The following is a 26,252-nucleotide window of genomic DNA, read 5'->3' on the forward strand; positions in this document are numbered from 1 at the left end:
TATGTATATGCATGTAGGACGGGGGTCATGAAAATGCAAGATATTACTATAAGGCCAATCGTAGAAAAAGAGATTATTCGGCTTTGGGAGTTAAGTGCAAAAGAAAAATTACCTGAATGGAAAAAATGGGATGCTCCATATTATCCTTATGAACCAAAAACTTTAGAGCAATTTCTACAGAAAAAAGATCAGCTGATTCATCAAGATGATATGTGGGGTATTTATATAGAAGATGAACTGGTAGGTTCGCTTTGCTATTACTGGGAGCATGAAGAATCGCTTTGGTTAGAAATGGGCATTGTTATTTATGAACCACAGTATTGGAGTGGCGGAATTGGGACAGAAGCCCTGCGTATGTGGATTACCCATTTGTTTAAAGAATTACCACTTGTACGTGTAGGTTATACAACTTGGTCTGGTAACCAACGTATGATCAAAGTAGGAGAGAAGTTAGGGATGACGATGGAAGCCCGACTTCGCAAATGCCGGTACTATGATGGTATTTACTATGATTCTATTCGAATGGGTATACTCCGAGAAGAATGGGAAGGACAAGTATGACAGCTTTATTTGAAATGAAAGGCTTAACGAAAAATTATTGGCAAACAGAAAAACAAACGGAACGTGCTTATCTGTTTTCCGATTTAACCGCTACAATAGAGAGTTCGGAGCGTATTGCTTTGCTTGGTAAATCTGGACAAGGGAAAAGTACGCTTTTACGCATGCTCGCACTATTGGATAATGCCGATAGCGGCGGAATGCGTTTTAATGGGGTTGAGGCCAAAGAAATGGATACACGAGTTTGGCGTACGAAGATAACTTATGTAGCGCAACAAGCAGTTATGCTGCCTGGTACGATTGAAGAAAACTTAAAGACAGTTAGTAATTTACATAATGAAACATTTAACGAGAAGCATGCACGGAAGTTAATGAAAGATGTTGGACTCGAATCGATTGATTGGGCCAAAAAAGCGACAGATTTATCAGGGGGAGAGAAGCAACGAGTAGCATTAGTTCGTTCTTTACTACTTGCTCCTTCTATTTTATTGCTTGATGAAGTGACAGCATCTCTTGACCTACAAAGTAAAGCGTATGTGGAAAATTTGTTGATCAAATGGAGCGAGGTTGAAAAAACTGCTTTTATTTGGGTAACGCATGACTTAGAACAAGCAAAAAAGGTAAGCGAACGAATTTGGTTTATGGAGAATGGAACCCTAGCAGTTGATTGCAAGGCAGAATCATTTTTTGAACATCAACACTCGTTTTCCGACTCGGTGACATTATGAGTTTATTAGCATTAAGTTTTACGTTATTATTTGTCGTTATTACGATGCTTTTGTCTGTTTGGCAAAAGCTAGATCTGGAAAAGGATATTGCGATTGGTACGGTACGAGCGGCAATTCAGTTACTTGCTGTTGGGTATGTGTTGCAATTTGTATTTCAATCGGAGAATCTGCTATTTATAATATTAATCGTTTGCGTCATGATTGTCGTTGCTGCACTTAATGCAGCAAAGCGGGCAAAAGGCATGAGTGGAGTTGTTTGGAGAATTATTCTTTCGATTGCGACGATGGAAATATTGATGATGGGGCTTTTACTGAGCTTGCAAATTATCGAAGCAACCCCTCAATATATCATTCCGCTTAGTGGTATGACGATTGGGAATGCAATGGTTGCCTGTGGATTGTTTTTAACGCAATTAAAACGGGAAACAGAAAGCTCTAAAGGAGAAATCGAAACATTGTTAGCACTAGGTGCAACGAGTCGGCAGGCAGTTCAGGATGTGCTGAAACAATCGGTGAAGTTTAGTATGATTCCGACCATCGATGCGATGAAAACAGTGGGGCTAGTTCAATTGCCCGGAATGATGACCGGAATGATTATGGCCGGAGCAGATCCAGTAGAAGCTGTACGCTATCAAATACTAATCATTTTTGTGTTTACTAGTTCTTCCGCAATTACGAGCATGATGCTAAGTTTGCTTTGTTATAAAAACTTATTCACGAAGGATTTGCAACTGAAGAAGTGGAGTGAATAAAATGGAACCAATATTAATAGAGGAGACACCTTCTAAAGTTACGGTTAAGTACGATTCGGTAGCAGTCGATTTGCCAGAGAGCATAAGGGAACAGCACGAAAAATTTTGGAACGACCATATAAAAATCAATCCGCATTTACGCAACGGTGAAGTATTCACGATAACCCAAATTAAAAATACTGCAAAAGAACTGCAAGTGACAGTTGCAAAGACAGATTATAAACACTATTTATATACAATCCGTCACAAAGATTGTGCTTTTCCATGTAAGGTCATCTTCACTTGTGTAGCCGTTATTACGAGCGACAATTATATTGCTTTTGGACGGATGAATGACCATACTTCGACACCTGGGAGACTGCAATTTACTGGTGGAGGATTAGACGAGACCGATTTAAATGGTTCTGTATTTGATTTGAAGAAAAGTATCGGTAAAGAATTAGAGGAGGAAATGGGTTTACAGATTGAATCTTCTTATGTGAAATCATTTGCCCCGAGATTTTTGAAAAGTAAAGGAACCTATGATTTTTGGGCAGTCATGTTTGAGCTTCGAGTAGACTTCACTTCAAATGAGTTACGAGTGATGTTCGATAAACATAATCGACGTCTAATAGAGAAGGGTGAGCAACCAGAATTTGAAGAGTTTGTGTTTGTATTGTTAGAGAAAGCACATGTATTAGACTTTATTGAAAACGACCATTCCTTAAAAGAAGACTATTTAGATCCTATTTTAATGAAATATGTCAGAAATTGATCTAATTTGAATATAAAAATGCTGGGAGGTTAATGTTCCTCCCTGCATTTTTTTTGGAAAATAATTTTAGTTGGAAAAAAGGGAAGTTTAGTTGTAATTTCATCGCATTTAGTTGTAAAAATCGGAGTGTTAGTTGTAAAAGGGGAAATTAGTAAAAAAAACATAATCATTTTTTGAAAAATGATCATGTTTTTGGTCGTATGAAACTACTTATCTTTTATTCACTTTATCCACTGTTCCATAATCATTACTTCTTTATTCGTTGCATCCATCTTAACGGTTCTGCCAATAGGCATGGTAAGCATTGGATGTGTATGACAGCAATCAAAGTCTGCAAGAATCGGAACAGTAGGCTTTCCAATCGTTTCTAGCAAAATATCATACGGTTTTCTACCAGTTCCTTGATCGTCAAAAAGTTCATGTTTTCCTAAAATAATTCCGGAAGCACGATCGAATACCCCATTCAATTTTAATAGGTTAAAGTTCTTTTCTACAACGGAGGCGGTTTTCATCGTATCTTCGATTAATAAAATATCCCCTTCCTGTATGCTAGGCATATAGGGACTTCCCCAAATACCATACATCGCATTTAGATTGCCACCAATTAATCTGCCTTCAGCAGTACCTCCATTTACGCAAATCCAATTATTTGGTCTCAGTTCTTTATTATCTGTTTTGAGCTCCCAATTAATTGGCTCGTCTGTCCAGTAAGGTGGTGTAGGAACCGTGAAAGGAACTTGTTGTTCTTCTATTAATATTTCCTTGAAATACTCATATGTATAATGAACAAATGGCTCGAATTCACCAAATGAAGGAACTAAAGCAGGACCATAGAATGTCGGTATTCCTGTTCGAGCATATATCCCCAACAAAATAGCGGTAGCATCCGAATAACCTATCATAATTTTAGGATGTTTTTTAAAAGCTTCATAGTCAATATAGGGTAAAAGCGCATTAGAATTTGTTCCGCCAATAGTCGATATAATGCAACGAATGTCTGGATTTCTTATGAGTTCGTTTAACTCATTGGCACGTTCTTGTATAGTTCCAGCTCGATAATAGTCATGCTTACCGGTAAGATTACCTTCCACAATTTCGAAGCCTTGCGATTGTAAAAATGATTTGGCTCTTTGAAATCGTATTGGTGAAGAATGAGTGATGGGAGATGATGGGGAGTAAATCCCGATTTTATCTCCCTTTTTTAATCGATTTAACAAAGTCATATTTTTGGTGCCTCCTTTTAAGTATTTCTATATTAATCATCCTTTTTTTTCTAAGTAATTGCAAATCCATTTTTTTCGAGGTAAATATTTTTAATGTAAAAGGAAATATTAGTGAAGAATATGTGGCACTTTGTGAAATATTTAACTAATGGGATAGTTGGGATGGAGTATTTGCTTTTCGTTTCTTATATAATAGAAGTAATATCTGACGGAAAGGGCGCAGGGTAGTATGCAGCTTATTATGACGTTTAGCATTTTAGCGATTAGTATCGTTTTATTTATAAGTAATCGAGTCCGAGCCGATTTGGTTGCTGTTTTGGCGTTATTAGCATTTGTTATTACTGGAATATTAGAACCTACCGAAGCACTTGCCGGGTTTTCCAATTCGGTTGTTATTATGATTGCAGGACTGTTTGTTGTGGGAGCAGGAATCGTACGGACGGGTCTTGCGCAGATTGCGGGAAATTTACTGCTTAAGTGGTCGGGGAAAAGCGAAAACCGCTTATTTGTTTTATTGCTTATTATTACTGGAACAGTTGGGGCATTTATGAGTAACACAGGGACGGTTGCCTTAATGCTTCCAATTGTTATTAGTATTGCAATCAGCATTAATAGCAGTCCATCCAAGTATTTAATACCGCTTTCGTATATCAGTAGTTTGTCGGGACTTTTGACGTTAATCGCAACACCAGCTAACTTAATCGTCAGCCAAGTACTTGTAGATAAAGGCTATAAAAAACTTGGTTTTTTTGAGATTACCCCTGTAGGAGTAATTGCTATTATTGTCGGTATTCTGTATTTTGTTGTAGCTCGAAATGTAGTCTTACCAAATGCGAAAAATAAAAACGCGTTAAAGGATGGGCACAAGCTCTCACCGAAACAATTGGCAATCGATTATGAGCTTGGCGGAAATTTACACAAGCTTATAGTTCCAGAGCATTCACCGATGATTGGGAAGCAATTGGCGGAATTGAAGCTGCCTGCTAAGTATCATTTAGCTATTTTAAAAATTGATCGTAAATCGATAGAAGGCATGAATCTTTTACCAATCACGTATCAGGAAATGGCCGGGCCGACTAGTATCATTCATGCGAAGGATATTTTATTTGTTCAAGGTGCCTTTAGCAGTATGGAACAGCTAGCAAGGGATTTTTTATTAGAAATAGACGCGGAAGATTCGGAAGCAGACGTGCTTGTTTCGAAACAGCTAGGCATCGCCGAGGTCCTTTTAACTCCCCATTCTAGCTTGATCAATGAAACAGTTGGTAGCATCGGCTTTCGGGAAAAGTATAATTTGAATATACTAGGTGTTAATCGTAAAGGAGATTATGTACTTAGTGAGATGGCAGATGTGCGGCTTCGCTTTGGAGATGCGCTGTTAGTGCAAGGAGCATGGGATGAAATAGAATTGCTATCTAAAGCAATGCAAGATGTCGTTGTAGTAGGGCAGCCGAAAGAACATGCAAGTATTGCGGCAGCAAGCGGGAAAGCACCAATTGCAGGTGCTATCATGTTATTCATGATTATTTTAATGATTTCAGAAGTTTTTCCAGCTGTCATTTCTGTTTTAATTGGGGCAGTTTTAATGATTGTTACTGGGTGCTTACGTAATATGGAAGATGCGTATGGAAAGATGAACTGGGAAAGTATTGTGTTAATAGCAGCGATGCTTCCAATGGCTACTGCTCTTGAGAAAACGGGTGGAATGGTTATTCTTTCAGAAGGGATTATCAATCTGCTTGGTGGTTTTGGGGCAATGGGCGTACTTATCGGCATTTATTTTATAACGATGGTGTTTGGACAGTTTATAAGTAATACAGCTACGGCTGTTTTGTTTGCGCCGATTGCAATGAGTGCAGCAATTAGTATGGGGGCAAATCCGTATACGTTTTTAATAGCAATTGCTGTTTCATCTAGCATGGCTTTTGCCACACCAGTTGCGTCACCAACAAATGCATTAGTGATGACAGCAGGTGGATACAAGTTTTTTGACTTTGTAAAAGCAGGAATTCCCCTGCAGGCCGTCATGTTTATCGTCATGATGATTGTTATCCCGCTGTTTTTCCCATTGTAATTATGGATGAGAGTTTCTCTAATTGTAGAGAGACTCTTTTTTTGTTTGACAATTTACTCAATTGTGATATAACTATTTATATTAAGCCCAATTCAAAGTAATTAAATAGGAATAATCTAATTTAAAAAGGGGTTAACAAATGGGTAGGGAGTTTGTTGATATTTTTGACGAGTGGGCGGATTCATACGAGGCTTCAGTTTCTGGAGAAGATCCGGAGTACCGAGATGTGTTTGAGGGTTATGAGAACATATTAGATGCTGTTACCAAACGGGTTTCGGGTACTATCGTCGAATTTGGAACAGGGACCGGAAATTTAACTGCAAAGTTAATAGAAGCAGGTATTTCGGTTATCGGTATAGAACCTAATACTAAGATGCGTCAAGCGACAGCTATGCGCTTTCCTTTTATGAAAGTATTGGATGGTGACTTGTTGCAGTTTGAAGCAGAAACAGAAAGTATCGATGCATTTGTTAGCACATATGTGTTTCACCATTTAACTGATTCGGAAAAAGGGGAAGCATTAAAAAAATATGCAGTGCTTTTACCCACAAATGGGAAGGTGGTATTTGCAGATACTGCTTTTATATCGGAGGATGCAAAACAAGCGCAAATCGTGAAAGAAAGAGCACGCGGGTTTCATCATGTAGCAGACGATCTAGAAAGAGAATATTATACGACGATCCCAATCTTAACAAAATTGTTTAACGAGGCAGGCTTTCAAGTGCAATTCACGCAAATGAATGATTTTGTTTGGTTAATGGATGCGATAAAGTGAAACTTCAATCAGAGGGGGGTCTTCATCCCCGCTGATTGTTAGTTGAACCAACACGATGTTGCGTACTTAGTCTGCGATACATTTCATCGGGCTTTTACGGGCAGTTGTTCTCCTGCTTATCTTTACCTCTTTTCTTAAATAATGAAGTTGAAGTCTTACTGCCCGTTAATGCGGGAATAAATTTTAGGAGCGATAAACATGCAAAAAATGAATGTAGAAAGTTTTAACTTAGATCACACAAAGGTAGTAGCACCATTTGTCCGTTTAGCAGGTACTAAAGAAGGAATCCGCGGGGATGAAATTTATAAATACGATATTCGCTTTAAGCAGCCAAATAAAGAGCATATGAAAATGCCAGCTTTGCATTCACTAGAGCATTTGATGGCAGAGAATATTCGAAATCACACGGACCAAGTAGTAGACCTTAGTCCAATGGGATGCCAAACTGGATTCTATTTATCTGTTATTAATCATGAAAACTATGATGAAATTTTAGAGATTCTAGAAAAAACATTACAAGATGTGCTTCAAGCAACAGAAGTTCCTGCTTGCAATGAAGTTCAATGTGGATGGGCGGCTAGTCATAGTTTAGAAGGTGCGAAAGAAATTGCGACGGAAATGCTCGCTAAAAAAGATGAGTGGCGCCAAATTTATGAAGAGGAAGCATAATGAACTATTTTCGTAGTGTCCAGGAATTAATAGGAAGAACGCCTATCGTGGAAATTACGCATATTACTGTTCCAAATAATTGTAGAATTTTTGCAAAGCTGGAATATTTAAATCCAGGTGGCAGTGTAAAGGACCGCCTCGGCTTATCTTTAATACAGGATGCGGAAAATTCCGGAAAGCTAGTGCCTGGTGGAACGATTATTGAACCTACTGCTGGAAATACAGGCATAGGTATTGCACTTGCCGCAATAGGAAAAGGGTATAAAGTAATCTTTGTCGTTCCTCAAAAGTTCAGCGTGGAAAAACAAACGTTGATGCGCGCATTAGGAGCAGAAATTGTTAATACAGAGACGGCTCTTGGAATGCAAGGGGCAATCGATAAAGCACGTGAACTAGTTGGCACTATCCCCAATGCATTTTCACCATCCCAATTTTCCAATCCGGCCAATCCAGCTACTTATGAAAAAACACTTGGGCCTGAAATTTGGAGAGATTTAGATGGGCAGATTGATGTGTTTGTTGCTGGTGCTGGATCAGGGGGGACCTTTATGGGTACCTCTATGTTTTTGAAAGAGCGCAACGCGAATATAAAAACAGTCATAGTAGAACCTGTTGGATCTATTTTAAATGGTGGGACAGCAGGTTCGCACGTGACAGAAGGTATTGGAATGGAGTTTCTCCCTACATTTATGGATCCATCTTATTTTAATGCGATTCATACTGTACGCGATGAAGATGCCTTTGCACAACTTCGAGCACTATCTACAAAAGAAGGATTACTAGTTGGGAGTTCATCTGGAGCAGCATTTTTTGCTGCCTTAAAAGAAGCTGAAATTGCAAAAGAAGGAAGCCATATTGTTACTATTTTCCCGGACTCGAGTGAACGTTATTTAAGCCAAAATGTTTATCAGGTGTTTAAGGAGGAAAAGTAAATGCGTGCAAAAACAAAACTGATTCATGCAGGGATTGTTGGTGATGAAGCAACTGGTGCTGTATCTACACCAATTTATCAAGTGAGTACGTATAAACAAGAAGCAGTAGGAAAATTCAAGGGTTATGAATATTCTCGAACTGGCAATCCTACTCGTCATGCATTGGAAGTATTAATAAGCGAGTTAGAGGGCGGATTTGCCGGATTTGCGTTTGCTTCGGGGATGGCTGCAACGAGTTCCGTCATGATGCTTTTTCAAAAAGGTGATCACGTCATTTTAACAGATGACGTCTACGGCGGAACATTTCGTGTTATGTCGAAAGTATTAAATCGTTTTGGAATAGAGGCTACTTTTGTAGATACGAGTGATTTAGCCGTCGTGGAAGCGGCTGTTTTAGAAAATACAAAAGCAATTTTTTTAGAAACCCCTACAAATCCTTTATTAAAAGTTACAGATATGGAGGCTGTGGCTAAGCTTGCAAAAGAAAAAAGTCTACTTACCATTGTTGATAATACGTTTATGACACCTTATTTTCAACAACCAATAGCTCTTGGAGCGGACATTGTCTTGCATAGTGCAACGAAGTATCTTGGTGGACATAGTGATGTTGTAGCTGGGTTAGCTGTTGTAAATTCCGAAAAGCTTGCGACTGATTTACATTTTGTCCAAAACTCCGTGGGAGCAGTACTTGGACCTCAAGATTCCTGGTTATTAATGCGCGGAATTAAAACACTAGGGCTTCGTATGGAAGAGCATCAGTCCAATGCACAGCGAATTGCCGAGTTTTTACAGGAACATAAAGCTGTTGAAAAATTGTATTATCCAGGTTTAGTACAGCATCCAGGTCATGAACTTATGAAAAAACAAACAACCGGCTTTGGTGGGATGATTTCTTTTGATGTTGGTAGTGGAGAAAAAGCAGATGCGTTACTTGCGAAGCTTCGATACTTTACATTAGCAGAAAGTTTAGGGGCAGTGGAAAGTTTGATCTCTGTTCCATCAAGAATGACCCATGCTTCGATTCCAATTGAACGCAGGCAAGAATTAGGAATTACGGACGGACTTGTACGAATTTCCGTTGGCATTGAAGATGTAGAAGATTTGATGGAGGATCTGGACCAGGGATTGGCATAAATAAAATTCTGTACTATTAAAACAATTAATGAAAAAGGGAATGGGTAATCAATAATCACCTATTCCCTTTCTTTCTCCTTACAGATAAGCATTATGAAATGTATTTGAATAGGATAGGATATGTTTTACCAAAAAAATGCGGAAGCTAAAACGATTCCAGTAATAGCACCGAGCGCAATACCAAAGCCAACACCAAATCCTTCACCAAACCACCCTAAACCATACCCACCAAATTCTGCGTCTGGTCGAATCCAAACTGTATTTCTGCTGACTCTCGTAACTTCCCCCACATGAACACTACCATCGCGACATGTTATTCTCACTCTTTGCCCATGATATCTACAACATTGATTGTATAAATCAGATCGATTCATATTCGTCCTCCTCTCAAGACAAATTACATACATGTATGTCCTACTAACATATGCAGTTAATGGTATGGCACGAAAGACAATCGTCTAAGGAAAGTCCGTATATTAAAAATAGGAAGTCTCTGAAATAATCTGACAGTTAAACTTATGATTAGAAAAAACAAAAAGGAAGAGATGCATGCCCGTAATTCAAACACAAAACCTTCTTTATAAATTTGTGGAATTATGTGAAGAAAAATCAGGAAGAGGGGCAGCTACTATACATGCCGAAATAATAGGAGCGCCTCTCAAAAAACTATTCCCCACCATCAACCCCGACCTTGTACAGTATGAATTATTAAGAAATGGTTTATTTCAGCCGGCAGAATGGAGAAATATAAAAGAGACTGTTAAACAAATGGAAGCAGAAAATATATGGCAAACCGTAAAACAGGAATATAAATTATTAAGAAAACGGTGGGATGGACCAAAAGTATCTATTTACATTTTCCCTGTAAAAAATGCAACTGCTAAATCAAGTAAGAAAATACCTAAAAAAAATGGGGTAGCTTATAGAGGGGCATTATTTTTGTTTTTATCTCCTGATCTATCTAAGGAAGAAATAAAGGCCCTCTTTGCACATGAGTACAATCATGTGTGCCGATTAGATTATTTGAATCAGGCTCCCGATAAGATTTCATTAATGGAGTCACTTATTATTGAAGGGCTTGGAGAATATGCAGTAAAGGATTTATATGGTGAAGAGTGGCTAGCACCATGGATTACTCTTTATTCACATGAAGAAGCTGCTGCTATATGGAAAAAATCTTTTATACCTTCTTTACATGTGACAGGAGTTAAAAATCATCAGCATTTTTTATTCGGTAAAGTGGGAAGTCGTTTACCGAAATGGATTGGTTACCATATAGGATTTCATATAGTAGATAGTTTTCAAAAGAAACATGGTCCTTTTCCGAATAACTTATTGTATAAGAAAACTTCGGAAGAGATAATCACTGGTTCTGACTTTCCTATGAAGATAAATGACATTTAAATATGCGGAAGCCAATGAAATGATTGTATTGATCTAAAAATTGATGATGTTTATCCCATAGATCATAAAATTTGGTTTGAATGCTATTGGATTGATTGATATCATCAAGTTCACTCGGTGATAGTGTGGAGGGCACTTCTAACATTTCAATTTTAGTAAATCCAGCTTGCTGTAATCTGGATATCCACTGATCCTCCGTTAAAATATCTTGTATTCCATATAAATTTCGCACTTCTTTTTGTAATGCTTCTGGTAAGTTTTGTTCAGCAGTCATCTCAATGATAATCAGCCTGCCGGTATGTTTTAAGACTCGGGCTAGTTCATTTAATGTTTTCGATATATTAGTAAAGACGATTACTGACTCAGCAATGGCAACATCAAAAGAATCATCTGCAAAATTTAAATTTTCAGCATCACCCTCTATCAACTGGATAGGGGGATTATTATTTTTCAGTCGTTCTTCCGCTTTTTCAATCATAATGGGATGATTATCAATCGCTGTCACTTGGCAGTGAAACCTTTCCGCTAAAAATGCTGCAGTTTGCCCCGTTCCACATCCTACATCTAGTACAGCATCCGTTGGTTGTATATTTTCGGCTTGCAATATAGTTTTAGTTAAAGCAAATCCTCCAGGATGTGCTCCTCCGATACCAAAATAAGCTAATAAATCTAAATAGTCGTTAGTAATTGGATTTCCCTCCTTTTAGTACTACACATATAGTATGCTTGTCACTCTAGTTAGAACTGGATGAGTAAAGATGACGGAATTTTGTAACTATATGATTGGAGAGAACGTACTAATAATAGAATGCATTGGAACGGGGAGATCACATGAAAAAAATAGGCTTGTTTCTTCTTTGTATTATGTTATTAGTAGCATGTGGTTCACAGACAATTATTGAGTGGGTTGACTTTGTAAAAATAAATGGGAAGCAATATGATGCAGTCTATACTGCCGTGATTTCCGATTCTGTAAACATAGGAGAAAAAGTTGGTGAAGTTAAGTTTAGAGTGGCAGATAATGTTTCTAATCCAAGTTACCGAATTAAAGAGGGGGATGCAGCATATTGGGAGAAAGGAACTGAGATATACAGTGTGAAAGATAGAGAGCGCTTAATTGCCATTCCAGATGCGTCTGAAATAAATGGCTATCGTATATACAAAACGGATGAGAATAATCTTAACTACCATTACAAAGATATTGCACTTGAAACTATCAATAAAGTGGAAATATACGAGGGGGATTATGAACAGCAACTCGCTCATACAATCGTGAATGAACAAGAAGTAGCAGAAATAATAGCAATTCTTAATGATGGGGAAACCAACCCTTCTTTTAATCCAAACACCGCTTATGGTGATCCTACCAGATTCCAAGTAGTTCTCTATAGCGAGGAACCGATTGCATATAATTTCTCTATATATTTCGACGGCAATGTTTGGTTTTGGCATCCTTGGGATACTTCTATTATCTCGGATGAAATAGAGGGCTATATTAAAAATAATGAATGACATAGTAGACATCCTCTTTAAAAGAAATGCAGGGTGTCTTTTATATGATAGGAATAAAGGATTTTATTAAGTTATTAGAGAATGTCATGTAAGTATATAAAGGAGGAAAATTAGTTTGAGCAAGCATTTTTTAAACATATCCATTATTTTATTGAGCATATCTATTTTTTTCTTAGCTATTCAGTTTGGCAATAGTGATTCAATGGAAGCAAATGAATCAGTGCAAATGGTGGATAATTCAGCTAAGGGGTTACTAACAGTAGAAGAAGCTGCATTTTATTTGAATTTAAACGAAGAAAGATTAGTGGCTATGATTCAGCAACAAGATAGTAGTAGAGAAGTACTTTCCAGTTTTGACACGTATGAATATATTCCCTATATTCAAATCGGTGAAGACAAATATTTTAATAAGGAACAAATCGACGAATGGATACGTTATAACACAACGATTTGGAAGGAAGTTGGATTTTAAGATGAGTAGCATTCTAGTAAGCAGTAATGTATTATTGCGTGAAATGGATGAGAAGGATTGGCTGGACGTTCATAAATATGCTTCCAATGAAGAGGTATGCAAATATCAACCATGGGGCCCAAACAGTGAAGAAGAATCAAAGAATTTTGTAAGTGAAGTACTTGCGGATGCCAAAAGAGGAGAGCGGACACGGTTTGTTTTTTCAATTGTTGAAAAGGAAAAAGGAAAGATGATTGGAGCAGGGGAGTTTAATATACGAGATAGTCGAAATAAGACTGGTGAGATTGGGTACATCGTAAATCCTAATTATTGGGGAAGAGGAATTGCAACCGAGGTGGCAAAACTTTTAATCAATTTTGGTTTTGAGAAATGTAACCTTCATCGGATTTTTGCAACCTGTGACCCTAGGAATATAGCTTCATCGAAGGTACTAGAAAAAATAGGGATGATTCAAGAAGGCAGAATGCGTGAAGATTTACTTTTAAAAGATGGATGGAGGGATTCATTTTTATATGGCATTTTACATCACGAATGGAAAAAATGATTTCCAAAAGAGGAGACAAAATATAATGGACTATGTTTACCATATGGTTCCTAACAAAATGATTGATGATAAGCTGTTGTCATTGAATAGTTTAAGAGAAAAAAATGAGGAGCTTTATAAGGAGTACGCAAAAAAGTATAATGATCATCCAGATCGAGTGAAACTGTTGGAACGCAGAGTGCCTAAACTAGATTGTTTTTGGAATGATGTTATTTTCTTTTTGCCGATTCATCCGCATCATGTATATCGTGCATTAAAATCAGTCGGTGTAAATGTGAAGACCAATTTGTTGTTCTACAAAATTTCTGCTAAAAGTCTTATAAGCAATAAAAACGCAGTGTACTGGTATCGAAAAGAAAACGATAAAGGTCCTTCGAGAGAGATAGACAGCGAGGATATTGAACTTATTCATATGGAAAGCTTCGAGGAATTAACACATATTCCTGGAGACACCCAAACCTATTTTGAACAGGAACATAAAAGTGGAAATAAGTTTGGCATGTTTGTATACATCCCCCATATTTTGAGCTTAGGGGAAGTGAGTGTAGAAAATGCGGAAACTATAAATTGGAGCAAAGAAATGGGAGAGAATTAATCAATTACGCCGAGGCGTAATTGATTTTTCAAAGGGATCTTTAATCATTACATCTTTCTATTTAAAGGCATATAGTAGGTTATTGCAGAGTTTATTATTAGAAAGGAAGGTATTGAAAAACTTATTTATGTTCAAGTAAACTATCTCTCTAATTCAATAAAATAATGATCCTTTCGGTAAGACATAGCCTCCATAGTAGCGATCAAGTTATCTACATGATAAACCTCAATTCGATAGAAGCCTGTGCGGAAATTTCGTTTAACTTCTGTTGCACGGGCTACTAAAGTGTCCCCGGGTTTAGCTGATTCCATAAATTGAATCGTTGTATTCACTCCTAGTGAAGTCTTTCCAAAAGCATTGCAAGCTACTGAAAAAGCATAGTCTGCTAAAGCATAAATAATGGCACCGTGCACAGTACCATATGCATTCACCATATGACTTTGTACTTCTAATTTTGCTTCCGCAAAATCAGCTTTGAATTGGGTTAGCTGTATGCCTAAAGAAAGTGCATAAGGATCATTTTGTACTTTTTGCAAAATTGCTTCGTAATGTGTTTCGTGAATTTCTAATTCATTTATTCTTTGTTTCATTTTTCCTATCCCCTTTGTTTGAATGAATTTAAAAAATAAATTGAACAAGTAACATATAAACAATTGTCCCTGCAGCTATGGATAACAACATATTTCGCTTCCAAAGATGTAGTCCAGTCACAACTGCCACTGCAAACAATTCAGGAATACCATGAGAGCCAGTGAGAAGGGTGACATCTTTTAAACAATAGATGACTAACAGACCAATAACTGCTAAAGGCAACACACTTCCGAGATATTGAACATACGAAGGTGTGGTTTTACCTGTAGAAAATAGTAGAAAGGGAATAAAACGAGTGAGCACAGTTCCCAACACTACCATCGCGATCGTGATAATTTGTAGACTTAAGCTCATACGGTAATCTCCTTCTGTTCGGAAACTTTTCTTATAATGGTTACGCTCGCTAAAATAGCCATCATGGCTGGGATAATGAACCCACTACCACCAAAAATGACAAGACTAATAATAGATGCAGTCAGACCGATAAGTGCAACCAAATGTTTTTTCTCTTTACGCCATTGTTCAATAAAGATGACGATAAATAGCGCAGTCATGACAAATTCAAGCCCCTCTGTATTAAAGTGGATCAGCGAGCCAAATAGACCACCAAGTGCGGAGCCAAGCACCCAATAGCTATGGTTCAACAACGTCACAAAGGTCATAAACCATCCCTTATCCACCTCTTTTGGGATATTAGCAGAATAATTGATAGAAAAAGATTCATCACACATGCCGAAAATAAGATAAGCTTTCTTTCTCCCCGTCCCTTTGTACTTCTCCAACATGGAAATCCCATAAAATAAATGACGTGCATTTACGGTTAATGTGAGTAACAGTGCATTTAATGGGTTAAAGGACATCAATAATAAATTTGCTGCCAGAAATTCCATGGAACCTGCAAAAATGAGGAGACTCATTAAAATCGGATAAATTGCGTTAAACCCTAAGGATTGCATATACATTCCATATGCAATACCTAAAAAGACAAATCCTGCGAAAATTGGGATGGTATGTGGGAAAGCGGCGCGAAGAGCATTCCATATTATTTCTCTTTTGGTCATTTGTTTCACTTCCTCATAAGTTACATTAACCTCAATATAGCATTGAAAATGCATACAAAAAACAATTTAATTGTATGGATTACAATTAAATTCATACAATTCGGTGTATAATTGGATAGAAAATGAGGAAAGAGGTGTTACCATGCCTGTCAATTCGTTCGATCATTACCCGATGTCCTGGAAGCCTGAAAAAGCTCTTTTAACAAGGCCATATTATCAATCAATAGCTGCGTTACTGGAACAAGATATTGTGAATGGCTTTTTAGCGTCAGGAACAAAATTGCCTCCTCAAAGAGAATTAGCTGATTTTCTTGACTTGAATTTTACGACTATTACACGTGCCTATAAACTTTGTGAAAGAAGAGGATTAATCTATGCAACTACAGGTAGTGGAACCTTTGTGGCACCAAATGCAGCTCGTTCCATTACTATTTCAACAGAAAGTTCGAGAAATATGTTGGACCTTGCTTTCGTCGCTTCCTTTGAGCAAACAAATGAACTAGTAGAAGAGACACTTCAAAAAGTAGTGAATAAAAACTATGTAACCAGGCTACTTAATTACAACGATCCAACGGGTATTCCTCACCAAAAAACTGCTGGACTTAACTGGATGAAGTCATTCGGTATACAAGCGGAGCAGGAGCGTATGGCGATCGTATCAGGGGCTCAAAACGCTTTAGCGATTGCTTTAACTGCTCTATTTGAGCCCGGTCAGCGTATAGCAACGGATTTATATACTTATTCTAACTTTATCGAATTAGCAAAATTACTACATATACAACTTGTACCAATTGATGGAGATACGTCTGGGATGCTACCAGATGAACTAGAAAAGCATTGTGCGCAAATGAAAATTCATGGGATTTTCTTAATGCCTTCGTGCTCTAATCCAACTACTATTATGATGTCAGATCGAAGAAAACAAGAATTGGCAGAGGTCATTCGTAAATATCAGTTAATCTTAATAGAGGATGATATTCATGCCTTTTTAACTGCAGGGATAATAGAAGACTACAAGCAGCCGATGTTTAACTTATTGCCAGAGCAAACGATATATATTTGTGGAACCTCTAAGTCAATTTGTTCTGGTCTGCGTGTAGCTTATATGGTGTATAGCGACGCTTTTCATCATAAAATTCTACAGTCCATCTATACAATAAATGTAAAAACCTCTTCTTTTGATGCAGAAGTAATTACTGAATTGATACTGTCTGGAGTAGCATCTAAAATTGCTAATCAAAAGAAACAATTAGCGCAAATGGCGAATGTTATTTATACAAATTATTTTCCGCAAAAAAGGGAAGGGGAACATCCACTTAGTTTTTATCGTTGGCTACCGATACAAACAAATTTAAACTCTTCACAAATGGAAATGGATTTGAAAAATATGGGGATAAGCGTCTTTCATTCCAATCGATTTATGAGTGGACGTTCAACAAAGGATCATTATTTACGCATAGCGCTTTCTTCTACGAATACATTAGATGAGTTACAAATGGGATTAGATACACTTAAACAGTATCTTGGTTAGGACAAGTAGGTAGGGATCAATATTCTAAAAAATACAGTTATTCAAGCAGAATAAAAAGGGAGACAAAAGCAATGTTACAATCAATCATTTTTGATATGGATGGTACGCTATTTCAAACAGATAAAATTCTAGAATTATCGTTAGAAGATACTTTTAACCATTTGAGGTCATTAGATAAATGGGATTCAGTAACGCCTATTGATAAATATCGTGAAATAATGGGTGTACCATTACCGAAAGTATGGGAAGCTTTGTTGCCTAATCATTCTGATGAAGTAAGAGAGCAAGTGGATGCTTATTTTCTGAAGAGATTAATTGAAAATATAAGAAGTGGAAAAGGTGCTTTATATCCTAATGTAAAGAAAGTTTTCAGTTATTTAAAAGAGAATAATTATTCCATCTACATAGCAAGTAACGGTTTAACGGAATACTTAAAAGCAATTGTGCATTATTATAATTTGGATAATTGGGTTACGGAGACATTTAGTATTCAACAAATACAGACACTCGATAAAGGTGATTTAGTTAAAACAATTATCGAAAAATATGATATTAAAAAAGCAGCGGTAGTTGGAGATCGTCTATCTGATATCAATGCGGCGAAAAATAATGAGTTAATTGCAATTGGCTGTAACTTTGATTTTGCACAAGAAGATGAACTAACACAGGCTGATTTTGTAATAGATGACTTAATTGACTTGAAAATAATATTGCAGAAAATATAAAAACTGATTGAACTAATATGGGGAGTCATTGTACCAATGGCTCTCCAAAAATTTTGAACTAGATTTATATACTCCAACTTTTCTAGAGTCTTCTGTCCTTAATTCACCCCCTTTTATTGCTTTTAATTCGTGCTCATCAGCTTTTACAACTCAATATTCCGCTACTCATTCATAATTACAAATGAACAGGAAATAATACTGAAGATTCGACTAATTTAAACTTTTCTATCGACGAAAAAACTTGTTGAATAATTATGCGTAAGGGTCTATATTGTATACATGTAAAAAAACAAATAAGGAAATACAGATTTGCTAGTGCAAATATTAATAGATAGATTATGTGTGCTCTTTATTATCAACTAGAACAACTTATGGAAAAGTGAAGGTGAACAGTTTGAGTAACTGGTTAGAATTATATGATCATATGGGAGATTATTTAGCACCAAGTATGGCAAAGGATCATCCAAATATACCAATTGTGAAAGAAGAAGGCTGTTATTACTATGGTGCAGACGGTAAAACGTATTTAGATTTTACGTCTGGGATTGCGGTAGCTAATACAGGGCATCGTCATCCGAAAGTAGTACAAAGTATTAAGGATGCGGCGGATCAGCTTGTTCATGGCCCGTCTGGCGTTATTATGTACGAATCTATTTTACAACTATCTAAAAATCTAGGCGATGTTCTACCAGGAAATTTAGATTGTTTTTTCTTTGCAAATAGTGGAACCGAAGCAATTGAAGGAGCATTAAAACTTGCGAAATTCGTAACAGAACGTCCGTATGTTGTATCCTTTACTGGTTGTTTTCATGGTCGTTCTCTAGGGGCTTTAGGTGTGACAACATCTAAAAGTAAATATCGTAAGTTTTTACAGCCATCGCATCTGTCTTATCAAATTCCGTATGCAGACGTAAAAGGTTGGCCAGCTGGAATAGATCCTGAAGTTTACTGTGTAGAACAGCTAGAAAAAGATTTTTCACGTCTATTTAAACATCAAGTGACACCAGAAGAAGTGGCTTGCGTCATTTTAGAGCCAGTGCTTGGAGAAGGTGGATATATTATTCCTCCAAAGGCATGGATAAAGAAAATTCGAGAAATTTGTGATGAGCATGGCATTTTATTAATTTTCGATGAAGTACAAACAGGCTTCGGTCGTACTGGTGAATGGTTTGCAGCACAATACTTTGGCGTAACTCCAGACATTATGGCAATTGCAAAAGGTATTGCATCTGGTCTTCCATTAAGCGCAACAGTAGCTTCAAAAGAATTGATGAAAAAATGGCCGCTCGGTATGCATGGGACTACATTCGGTGGAAATCCAATTGCATGTTCAGTAGCTTTAACGACTTTAGAAATACTTCACGAGGAAAATCTTGTGGAAAACTCCAAAGTGGTAGGGGCATACGCGACGGAGCAGTTAATAAAACTTCAAGCGAAATATCCAATTATTAGTGATGTTCGCTCAGTAGGTTTAATGATCGGAATTGAAATTTCAAATCCAGAAACTGGCAAGGTTGATGGACAAGCTGTTATGGAAATTCTGGACTATGCATTAGAAGAAGGCGTACTCTTTTACTTATGTGGAAATGAAGGGGAAGTTATTCGAATGATTCCACCTCTAACAATAACAAAAGAACAAATAGACGACGGTTTAGGAATGCTAGAAAAAGCACTTGATCGCTATATGGAAGGGAAATAATCCAATGAAAAATAAATTATTTATGCTTATGCTAGTACTAATAATCGCTGTATTAGCAGCTTGTGGCACAAAATCAGACAATGAAAAATCATCCGGTAGTGAAGGAACTTCAACAGAGGACAAAGAAGTATTAGTAATGGGTACATCTGCAGACTATCCACCATTCGAATTTGTAGACACAGCAAAAGGCGAAGAAATTATTGGTTTTGATATTGACCTTGCCAATTTAATCGCAGAAAAATTAGATTTTGAAGTTAAGGTAGAAAACATTGATTTCAATGGTTTAATCCCAGCAATACAAGCAGGAAAAGTTGACTTCGTTTTAGCAGGTATGAGTCCAAACCCAGAACGTGACAAAGTTGTAGACTTCTCAGAGCCATACAATGAAACACAACAAATGGTTGTTACGAAAAAAGATAGTGGCATTAAAACTGTAGAGGATTTAGCAGGTAAAACAGTAGGTGCCCAAGTTTCTTCTATTCAAGAAGATCTTGCAAAGGAAGTGGCAAAAACGGTTGATTTAAAAGTGGAAAGCCGTAATTTAATCCCGGAAGTAGTACAAGAATTAATGACAAAACGCTTTGATGCAGCAATTATCGAAGATATCGTAGCTGAAAACTATGTAAAGCGCAATCCAGATTTAACTTATTTCCCAGTTGTCGTGGACGATATAGATTATAAAGCAGCAGTATTCCCAGAAGGAAGCGAGCTAAAAGCGAAATTCGACCAAGCGATTAAAGAATTAATCGATAGCGGAAAAATTGAGGAATTAAGACAGAAATGGTTTGTCGTAGAAGCAGAGTAAGTCTAATTTCCTTCAGTAAAAATAACCGCTGAAGGAAATTAAGGTCTCCGGCGGATGTCACAGATTTTTAAAGGGATTTATCGAGTAAGCTCTGGCCTGCGTGATGCAGGTCAGTTAGTCGTTGTCGCATGAATGCGATGTTCTTAGACTAACTTCCTTACTTGATCTGGACGCAAATACGCCGAGGAGAATTTAATTTAAATAGTTCGAATAGAAAGGAGGGCAACGATATGTTAGATTTTAATGCAGTCGTTCCCTCTATTCCTTATATATTAAAGGGAATAGGTGTCACGCTTCAGATTGTGTTGGGAGCAACTATAATGGGTATGGTGCTAGGTATTTTACTGGCACTTTGCAAAATCGGAAAAGTAACCGTACTGCGGATCATTGCAGATTTTTATACATCCATTTTCCGTGGAACTCCACTCGTTTTGCAATTAATGATTATTTACTATGCTATTCCTCAGCTTTTTGATATTAATATTGACCCGATGCCAGCAGCTATTCTTGCCTTTGGTTTAAACTCTGGGGCTTATATTTCAGAAATTATTCGAGGTGGTATTAATGCAGTCGATAAAGGGCAGCAAGAAGCATCGCTCGCATTAGGTATTCCCTATGCAAAAATGATGAAGGATATCATCTTACCGCAGGCGATGAAAAATATTATGCCAGCATTGATGAATGAATTTATCACATTAAATAAGGAATCTGCCATTGTCACAGTAATCGGTGCTTTAGATATTATGCGCCGTGCTTATGTTGTTGGCGGTTCAAACTATCATTATTTAGAGGCTTTAATGATTGCTGGTGTGATTTATTACATTATGACGCTCATTTTAACATTCCTTGGTAAAAAGCTAGAAAAGAGGATGAGTAGAAGTGATTAAAGTAGAGAACTTGCATAAATCATTCGGTAAAAATGAAGTGCTAAAAGGCATTTCAACAGAAATCAAAGAAAAAGAAGTAATTGCGATCATTGGTCCCTCAGGCTCCGGTAAGTCTACATTTTTACGCTGTATAAACTTATTAGAGGAGCCAACGAATGGTGTCATTACGATCGGCAAAGACGTTGTCACGGATAAAAGCACAAACATTATGAAAGTACGCGAAAATGTAGGAATGGTATTTCAGCATTTCCATTTGTTCCCGCATAAAACAGTACTTGAGAATATTACGTATGCTCCAAGAAATGTACAAGGAGTTTCAAAAACAGAAGCGATTGCAAAAGCTGAAGAGCTATTACGTCAAGTTGGTCTTCATGAGAAACGGGATGATTATCCAAACCGTTTATCAGGTGGACAAAAGCAACGTGTAGCGATTGCCCGTGCACTAGCGATGAATCCTTCTGTTATGTTATTTGACGAGCCAACATCAGCACTTGATCCAGAGATGGTAAAAGAAGTTCTTGCGGTAATGAAGTCTCTTGCTGATTCAGGTATGACAATGATTATTGTTACGCATGAAATGAACTTTGCACGTGAAGTAGCGGATCGTATATTATTCTTAGATGGCGGCCAGCTTGTAGAAGACACGCCACCAGCACAGTTTTTCAAAGAGCCAAAATCGGCTCGTGCGAAAGAGTTTTTAGAAAAAGTTTTATAGTAGATATTAAGCAATCCCTTTTGATGTAGGGGTTGCTTTTTTGTTTTGTACAGAATGTATGTGGAATGCGTCAAAGTGAGTGGGATGGGGTAACAGCTTATTAAAATAGAAAGTTTACTTGCTGTGAGACGATTATGACATTCCCCTCTCTTAGAGAAAGTTGCGCAAATGCCCTCCAATGTTGTGAGTTGAGACTTTTGTCTAGAACACTCCATGTTTAATGAAAATATTTACACAAATTTTCGAACTTTGAAACTGATTGCTATCTTTACACGTAGAATAGTAAGTAAGAGCCTAGGGAAGGAGGAAATAAGAACTGGCTACTTTAAAAATGTCTACTGTTCTCGCTTTTAAGATTTAAGTTTAATTAATTCTTGGTTTTATTTTAACTAATAAGCTATTGCGAGTGATTTATGAGAGCTTTGGTATTCCTTACACTGGGGATGTTTGGGTTAATTGGTTTGGAGTTTCATTCTTTTTGTATTTTTTCTATACAAATTGGAACATAATTACTTTCATCCCTAGGGTGATAGTCCGTTTATTGCGGTTCTTTGACTAGCTAAAAAGAAAGTGAAGTGATTCGATAATGAATAATTGGCTATATACTTTGTATTTCATAGTATTGGGCATTATTTCTTTTATAACAGGGGAAGTAGTTACTTTTGTAATGTTAGGTCTTATTTTAATCAGCCTAACCAATATACATTCTACGTTAAAGGAAATGTTAAAAGTGAACAAAGAGAAAGGAGGTTCTTAATGACTCATAATAAAGTAGCTAAACCTTTTTTGCTCTTACTAACCCTGCTTTTCATGGTGACAGGCTGCGCTAATAAAGAGGATGAAATTTTTCTGAAAAAGGTGAAAGGGACTGGTTTTGCATATAGTGAATATTTTAAATCAGTAGATGAACAAGATAACAGAAAAAAAGTAACATATTATACGCCTTTACCAATCGATGAGTTGGTGAGTGTTGTACCTAATTCTATTAAAAATGCTGTTCATCTGATTGATCCTCAAAAATTGCCTTTCGAAGTAAGTGAGCAAACTGCATATGTAGTAACCTCAGAAGATGAAAAGGGAAATATACAAAATCAAGTTCAGCTTACATATATCCATTCAGATGAATACGATCAAACAGAAGCATTTTATATAATAACGGTCACAGAGCTCAAGGAAAATCCACTGGATAAATATGATTTCTCTAAACAACAAACCGACACAATAGGTAACGAGTTAAGAAAAGAAATATTGATAGATGATCTCCCAATTTTTCACCAAGTGATTACTACAGATGGTGCACTAGCTTATAGATATTATTCGTATGATGAGAAAAACAAACAAGTATCTACAGTGGTTACCTCAGCAAATGAACTATATACATATTATGAGGGCTATCTTTATCATGTAGGATATGTAACAGAAAACAAAAATACAAAGGCCGTCCAAGAGAAAACTCTTCAGCTAACTAAAGAGTTTATTTTAGGAATTTAGTTAATGGTAATGGAAGTATTTAATAGAAAGTATGGCATTGATGTTCGCAATAGCTTTTGCTACATTAATCGTAGTAATCCTGTCATTTAACCATAAAAAATAACCCATACTTGAGTTGAGCGCTCGGGTGGGTTATTACCTAATCAATAGCCAATCCCCTTGAAGGGAACCTACTATTATATTTGGTCGTTTGATGTTTACGCATCATACGACCTTTTTTATTTTACTCTATTGTTACATGTATACGTTTGAATTGTTTATTTTCAACAAAATGAAATTATTAAGCAGGTATACTCGTTAGTATAGACGAGTGATCAAAACGAGACAAGCGCATGGTCGTTTTAGTAAGGAGGTCAATATGGAAGAAGAGCTGCAGTGGATCCGGGAAGTACTGTCTGGAAATAAACAAGCATACGCACACATTATTAATAAATATAAAAATAGGCTATATGCAACGATTTTACGAATGACAAGAAATCCACAAAATGCCCATGATTTAGTACAAGAAGCATTTATCAAAGTGTATCAGCAATTAAACAAATATGATCAAAAAGGTTCGTTTTCTAGTTGGATCTATAGAGTGGCGATCAATCATTGTATGGATGAATTTCGTAAAAAAAGCTACAAGATGAAGCAAGTTGAAATAAATGAAGAGAAGATTGTGAATACCAACCATCCAGAAGTTGTATTTTTGAAAAAAGAGAAAAGCAGACAGCTAGAAAGACTTATTGCAACTCTACCGGAGGATGAGCGGATGATTATTCTTCTGCGATATGTAAATGAACTGAGCTATAACGAAATAAGCGAGCTAATTGAAATTCCTCTCTCCGATGTTCGAAATAAACTGCATCGAGCAAAGAAAAAAATGAGAGACACGGTCAAACGCGAAGGAGGCTATTTTTATGAATTGTCCAAAGGCAGATAAACTTTCGCAGTATGTTGATAACTTACTAACAGAACAGGAACATTCACGAATACAACAACATTTAAAAAGTTGTGATTCTTGTAAAAGTATCGTTGAATTATTTAAAGAGGAAGAGCAATTTATAAAAGGTAGTTTACAATCACCAACATTATCAGATGACTTTGCATCTATTGTCTTGGATAAACTGGACCCATATAAGAAGAAAAAAGCACGAAGAAATAGCCAAATGGTCAGACGCATTTTAATATTAGCAGCGGGAGTTTTATTGGCACTTAGTTTAACTGCTACAATTAACCCTAGCTTCGCTCAATTTATAGGTGGTTTGTTTAGTACGAAACAGGTAGATGAAGGATTGCAGATGGCATCAGATGACGGGCTAGAGAAAAGGCTAGATTTAGAAGTATCTGATCAGGGACTTACATTCAAAGTTGAAGATATAATTGTAGATTCATCACGAGTAGCATTGTCTATTCAAGTTATTAATGAAAATGGCATAGCAGAGCGACCAAATATATCTAACAATGGAAATATCATTTCTGTTACTGGTTATAATGGTTCTTACAATTATAGTATGGGTTATAGAATGGATAATGGCTTGGATTATAATTCTTTGCAAGTGTTTATTAATGATGAACCTGGATTAGAAAAGGTAACGATCAAATTTCATCTAGTTGAGTTGAATGGCAAGCAGGGGAATTGGGAGCTAGAAATACCAGTAGAAGTAGCAGACAAAGAGAAAGAAACAAGAAAGGTTCTTCTAAATAATGCTGCCCAAAATATTGATGGGGTAGAAGTTACTTTAAAAGAAATACAATATGCTCCTACTTCTAATACATTATTATATGAGACAGCTTATCAAACTTCTGAATTAGTTGAAGCAGAAGAAAAGCTAAAATATTTAAAAGAAGAATTTGGATATAACGTAAGTGAGCTACTCAATTTTGGAACATCTATTAAATATTATATAGAAAATGAAGAGAAGAAAATTATTCTAAAGTTTTCACCCTTTACCAATAAGGAACCAAATGACGATAAACTAATTATAAGTTCTGCTAAGGGCAAAGGAAAATTAGGTCATGCAGCATGGAAGGAATCATTTGTACCAGAAAAAGTGGATAGCAAACTTACCTTTGTCTTGGAGGGTGTATATAAAGTCGTTCCTACTGATTTCTCGGTTAAGTTTAATCCCGAAAAAATAGAGGACAATCCCGTGTCATTTGAATATATGGGTAATGCAGTAACAATTAAGAAAGCGAAACTACAGAATGCTGTAAGCGCAGATGACTCAGCTTTTTTTGAAATAGAGATGGAGGTGTGTCAAGAAAGCAATGCAGCAGTATTAGGTAATTGGGTCTTAAAGGGCGATACGGGAAGTGCTTATAGAATAGATAATGAAACTACTGAAAAAGTAAATGAATGTTTCAAGCGATCCATCTATTTCAAAACTAATGGATTAGCAGAAGTACCAGATGAAATGTCCTTACATCTGCTAACTGCAACTAGGTTTTTTGAACTAGAGGAAAAGTGGAAAATTCCATTATATGAATAGAGCAATAATAAAAGGTAGTCAGAAAATAAAAAATTCTTCATCTATTAATTTTGTAGTCAGAAGACATTGTTTCAACACAAAATAAGAGGCATCATGGGTAACGTGCGATTTTCGAGTGCTATTTGCGATTCTTAAAAGGTATCTTGC

Annotated in this window: 29 protein-coding genes; 23 read left to right on the forward strand and 6 right to left on the reverse strand. The window is 36.7% G+C overall.

What is annotated here, in order from left to right:
* Positions 1-33 precede the first annotated feature (33 nt).
* From FG382_RS20380 to FG382_RS20395, 4 genes are read left to right on the forward strand one after another with little or no spacing between them, the layout of a single operon-like run.
* A complete protein-coding gene (locus FG382_RS20380; RefSeq protein WP_373287658.1) occupies positions 34-561 on the forward strand; it encodes a GNAT family N-acetyltransferase in 528 nt (175 codons plus the stop codon).
* On the forward strand, positions 558-1,286 hold the full coding sequence (locus tag FG382_RS20385) for an ABC transporter ATP-binding protein (RefSeq protein WP_142540691.1): 729 nt from the start codon (positions 558-560) through the stop codon (positions 1,284-1,286). Before FG382_RS20380 ends, FG382_RS20385 begins: the two co-directional genes overlap by 4 nt.
* A complete protein-coding gene (locus FG382_RS20390; RefSeq protein ID WP_142540692.1) occupies positions 1,283-2,038 on the forward strand; it encodes an ABC transporter permease in 756 nt (251 codons plus the stop codon). The genes FG382_RS20385 and FG382_RS20390 overlap by 4 nt, the downstream gene beginning before the upstream one ends.
* A gap of 1 nt (position 2,039) precedes the next feature.
* Complete coding sequence (locus FG382_RS20395) at positions 2,040-2,792, forward strand: hypothetical protein (protein ID WP_142540693.1); 753 nt, start codon at positions 2,040-2,042, stop codon at positions 2,790-2,792.
* A 221-nt stretch (positions 2,793-3,013) separates the two neighbouring features.
* On the opposite strand, the gene FG382_RS20400 is transcribed toward FG382_RS20395, so the two are convergent.
* Entirely contained in the window at positions 3,014-4,015 is a 1,002-nt protein-coding gene (locus FG382_RS20400; RefSeq protein ID WP_142540694.1) for a S66 family peptidase, read from the reverse strand.
* A 229-nt stretch (positions 4,016-4,244) separates the two neighbouring features.
* On the opposite strand from FG382_RS20400, the gene FG382_RS20405 reads away from it, so the two are divergent.
* The 5 genes from FG382_RS20405 to FG382_RS20425 all read left to right on the forward strand — a co-directional run bounded on the left by FG382_RS20405 (position 4,245) and on the right by FG382_RS20425 (position 9,599).
* Positions 4,245-6,089 (forward strand): SLC13 family permease, encoded by a 1,845-nt coding sequence (locus FG382_RS20405; protein WP_142540695.1) that lies wholly within the window; start codon positions 4,245-4,247, stop codon positions 6,087-6,089.
* A 139-nt stretch (positions 6,090-6,228) separates the two neighbouring features.
* Positions 6,229-6,864 carry a class I SAM-dependent DNA methyltransferase gene (locus FG382_RS20410; RefSeq protein WP_142540696.1) on the forward strand — a complete coding sequence of 212 codons (636 nt, stop codon included), beginning with the start codon at positions 6,229-6,231 and terminating at the stop codon, positions 6,862-6,864.
* 198 nt (positions 6,865-7,062) lie between these two features.
* Positions 7,063-7,533 (forward strand): S-ribosylhomocysteine lyase, encoded by a 471-nt coding sequence (locus FG382_RS20415; RefSeq protein ID WP_142540697.1) that lies wholly within the window; start codon positions 7,063-7,065, stop codon positions 7,531-7,533.
* Positions 7,533-8,465 carry a PLP-dependent cysteine synthase family protein gene (locus tag FG382_RS20420; RefSeq protein WP_142540698.1) on the forward strand — a complete coding sequence of 311 codons (933 nt, stop codon included), beginning with the start codon at positions 7,533-7,535 and terminating at the stop codon, positions 8,463-8,465. The genes FG382_RS20415 and FG382_RS20420 overlap by 1 nt, the downstream gene beginning before the upstream one ends.
* Positions 8,466-9,599 carry a bifunctional cystathionine gamma-lyase/homocysteine desulfhydrase gene (locus tag FG382_RS20425; RefSeq protein WP_142540699.1) on the forward strand — a complete coding sequence of 378 codons (1,134 nt, stop codon included), beginning with the start codon at positions 8,466-8,468 and terminating at the stop codon, positions 9,597-9,599.
* 125 nt (positions 9,600-9,724) lie between these two features.
* Here the strand turns inward: FG382_RS20425 and FG382_RS20430 are convergent, their stop codons facing one another.
* Complete coding sequence (locus FG382_RS20430) at positions 9,725-9,973, reverse strand: hypothetical protein (RefSeq protein WP_142540700.1); 249 nt, start codon at positions 9,971-9,973, stop codon at positions 9,725-9,727.
* A 175-nt stretch (positions 9,974-10,148) separates the two neighbouring features.
* Here FG382_RS20430 and FG382_RS20435 point away from each other — a divergent pair, with 175 nt between their 5' ends.
* Positions 10,149-11,003: a DUF2268 domain-containing putative Zn-dependent protease gene (locus FG382_RS20435; RefSeq protein ID WP_142540701.1), complete on the forward strand. Its 855-nt coding sequence runs from the start codon at positions 10,149-10,151 to the stop codon at positions 11,001-11,003.
* On the opposite strand, the gene FG382_RS20440 is transcribed toward FG382_RS20435, so the two are convergent.
* The gene (locus FG382_RS20440; RefSeq protein WP_229677461.1) at positions 10,981-11,607 is read right to left on the reverse strand and encodes a class I SAM-dependent methyltransferase; all 627 of its coding nucleotides are present in this window, start codon (positions 11,605-11,607) and stop codon (positions 10,981-10,983) included. The two genes, FG382_RS20435 and FG382_RS20440, sit on opposite strands and share 23 nt — an antisense overlap.
* Before the next feature lie 227 nt (positions 11,608-11,834).
* On the opposite strand from FG382_RS20440, the gene FG382_RS20445 reads away from it, so the two are divergent.
* The 4 genes from FG382_RS20445 to FG382_RS20460 all read left to right on the forward strand — a co-directional run bounded on the left by FG382_RS20445 (position 11,835) and on the right by FG382_RS20460 (position 14,126).
* Positions 11,835-12,515: a putative periplasmic lipoprotein gene (locus FG382_RS20445; protein WP_142540703.1), complete on the forward strand. Its 681-nt coding sequence runs from the start codon at positions 11,835-11,837 to the stop codon at positions 12,513-12,515.
* A 115-nt stretch (positions 12,516-12,630) separates the two neighbouring features.
* Positions 12,631-12,987, forward strand: a complete 357-nt coding sequence (locus FG382_RS20450; protein WP_142540704.1) for a helix-turn-helix domain-containing protein — start codon at positions 12,631-12,633, stop codon at positions 12,985-12,987.
* Between the two features lies 1 nt (position 12,988).
* Positions 12,989-13,531, forward strand: a complete 543-nt coding sequence (locus tag FG382_RS20455; RefSeq protein WP_142540705.1) for a GNAT family N-acetyltransferase — start codon at positions 12,989-12,991, stop codon at positions 13,529-13,531.
* A gap of 25 nt (positions 13,532-13,556) precedes the next feature.
* On the forward strand, positions 13,557-14,126 hold the full coding sequence (locus FG382_RS20460) for a group-specific protein (RefSeq protein WP_142540706.1): 570 nt from the start codon (positions 13,557-13,559) through the stop codon (positions 14,124-14,126).
* Positions 14,127-14,266: 140 nt separating this feature from the next.
* Here the strand turns inward: FG382_RS20460 and FG382_RS20465 are convergent, their stop codons facing one another.
* Genes FG382_RS20465 through azlC form a run of 3 tightly spaced genes read right to left on the reverse strand, consistent with a single transcriptional unit; the run spans position 14,267 to position 15,778 of the window.
* Positions 14,267-14,716: a PaaI family thioesterase gene (locus FG382_RS20465; RefSeq protein WP_142540707.1), complete on the reverse strand. Its 450-nt coding sequence runs from the start codon at positions 14,714-14,716 to the stop codon at positions 14,267-14,269.
* Between the two features lie 28 nt (positions 14,717-14,744).
* Positions 14,745-15,071 carry a branched-chain amino acid transporter permease gene (locus FG382_RS20470; protein WP_142540708.1) on the reverse strand — a complete coding sequence of 109 codons (327 nt, stop codon included), beginning with the start codon at positions 15,069-15,071 and terminating at the stop codon, positions 14,745-14,747.
* Entirely contained in the window at positions 15,068-15,778 is a 711-nt protein-coding gene (azlC, locus tag FG382_RS20475; RefSeq protein WP_142540709.1) for an azaleucine resistance protein AzlC, read from the reverse strand. The genes FG382_RS20470 and azlC overlap by 4 nt, the downstream gene beginning before the upstream one ends.
* Before the next feature lie 142 nt (positions 15,779-15,920).
* Here azlC and FG382_RS20480 point away from each other — a divergent pair, with 142 nt between their 5' ends.
* The 9 genes from FG382_RS20480 to FG382_RS20520 all read left to right on the forward strand — a co-directional run bounded on the left by FG382_RS20480 (position 15,921) and on the right by FG382_RS20520 (position 26,105).
* On the forward strand, positions 15,921-17,309 hold the full coding sequence (locus FG382_RS20480; protein ID WP_142540710.1) for an aminotransferase-like domain-containing protein: 1,389 nt from the start codon (positions 15,921-15,923) through the stop codon (positions 17,307-17,309).
* A gap of 71 nt (positions 17,310-17,380) precedes the next feature.
* Positions 17,381-18,034, forward strand: a complete 654-nt coding sequence (locus FG382_RS20485; protein WP_142540711.1) for an HAD family hydrolase — start codon at positions 17,381-17,383, stop codon at positions 18,032-18,034.
* 394 nt (positions 18,035-18,428) lie between these two features.
* Positions 18,429-19,733, forward strand: a complete 1,305-nt coding sequence (locus FG382_RS20490) for an aspartate aminotransferase family protein (RefSeq protein WP_142540712.1) — start codon at positions 18,429-18,431, stop codon at positions 19,731-19,733.
* Positions 19,734-19,737: 4 nt separating this feature from the next.
* Entirely contained in the window at positions 19,738-20,538 is an 801-nt protein-coding gene (locus FG382_RS20495) for a transporter substrate-binding domain-containing protein (RefSeq protein WP_142540713.1), read from the forward strand.
* 230 nt (positions 20,539-20,768) lie between these two features.
* The gene (locus FG382_RS20500) at positions 20,769-21,425 is read left to right on the forward strand and encodes an amino acid ABC transporter permease (RefSeq protein ID WP_142540714.1); all 657 of its coding nucleotides are present in this window, start codon (positions 20,769-20,771) and stop codon (positions 21,423-21,425) included.
* A complete protein-coding gene (locus FG382_RS20505) occupies positions 21,418-22,140 on the forward strand; it encodes an amino acid ABC transporter ATP-binding protein (protein ID WP_142540715.1) in 723 nt (240 codons plus the stop codon). The genes FG382_RS20500 and FG382_RS20505 overlap by 8 nt, the downstream gene beginning before the upstream one ends.
* A 756-nt stretch (positions 22,141-22,896) precedes the next feature.
* The gene (locus FG382_RS20510; RefSeq protein ID WP_142540716.1) at positions 22,897-23,631 is read left to right on the forward strand and encodes a hypothetical protein; all 735 of its coding nucleotides are present in this window, start codon (positions 22,897-22,899) and stop codon (positions 23,629-23,631) included.
* Positions 23,632-23,941: 310 nt separating this feature from the next.
* Positions 23,942-24,556 (forward strand): RNA polymerase sigma factor, encoded by a 615-nt coding sequence (locus FG382_RS20515; protein WP_244950552.1) that lies wholly within the window; start codon positions 23,942-23,944, stop codon positions 24,554-24,556.
* Positions 24,534-26,105 carry a DUF4179 domain-containing protein gene (locus FG382_RS20520; RefSeq protein ID WP_142540734.1) on the forward strand — a complete coding sequence of 524 codons (1,572 nt, stop codon included), beginning with the start codon at positions 24,534-24,536 and terminating at the stop codon, positions 26,103-26,105. Before FG382_RS20515 ends, FG382_RS20520 begins: the two co-directional genes overlap by 23 nt.
* The last annotated feature ends 147 nt before the right edge of the window (positions 26,106-26,252 follow it).

Source organism: Psychrobacillus lasiicapitis (assembly GCF_006861795.1).
GTDB lineage: Bacteria > Bacillota > Bacilli > Bacillales_A > Planococcaceae > Psychrobacillus > Psychrobacillus lasiicapitis.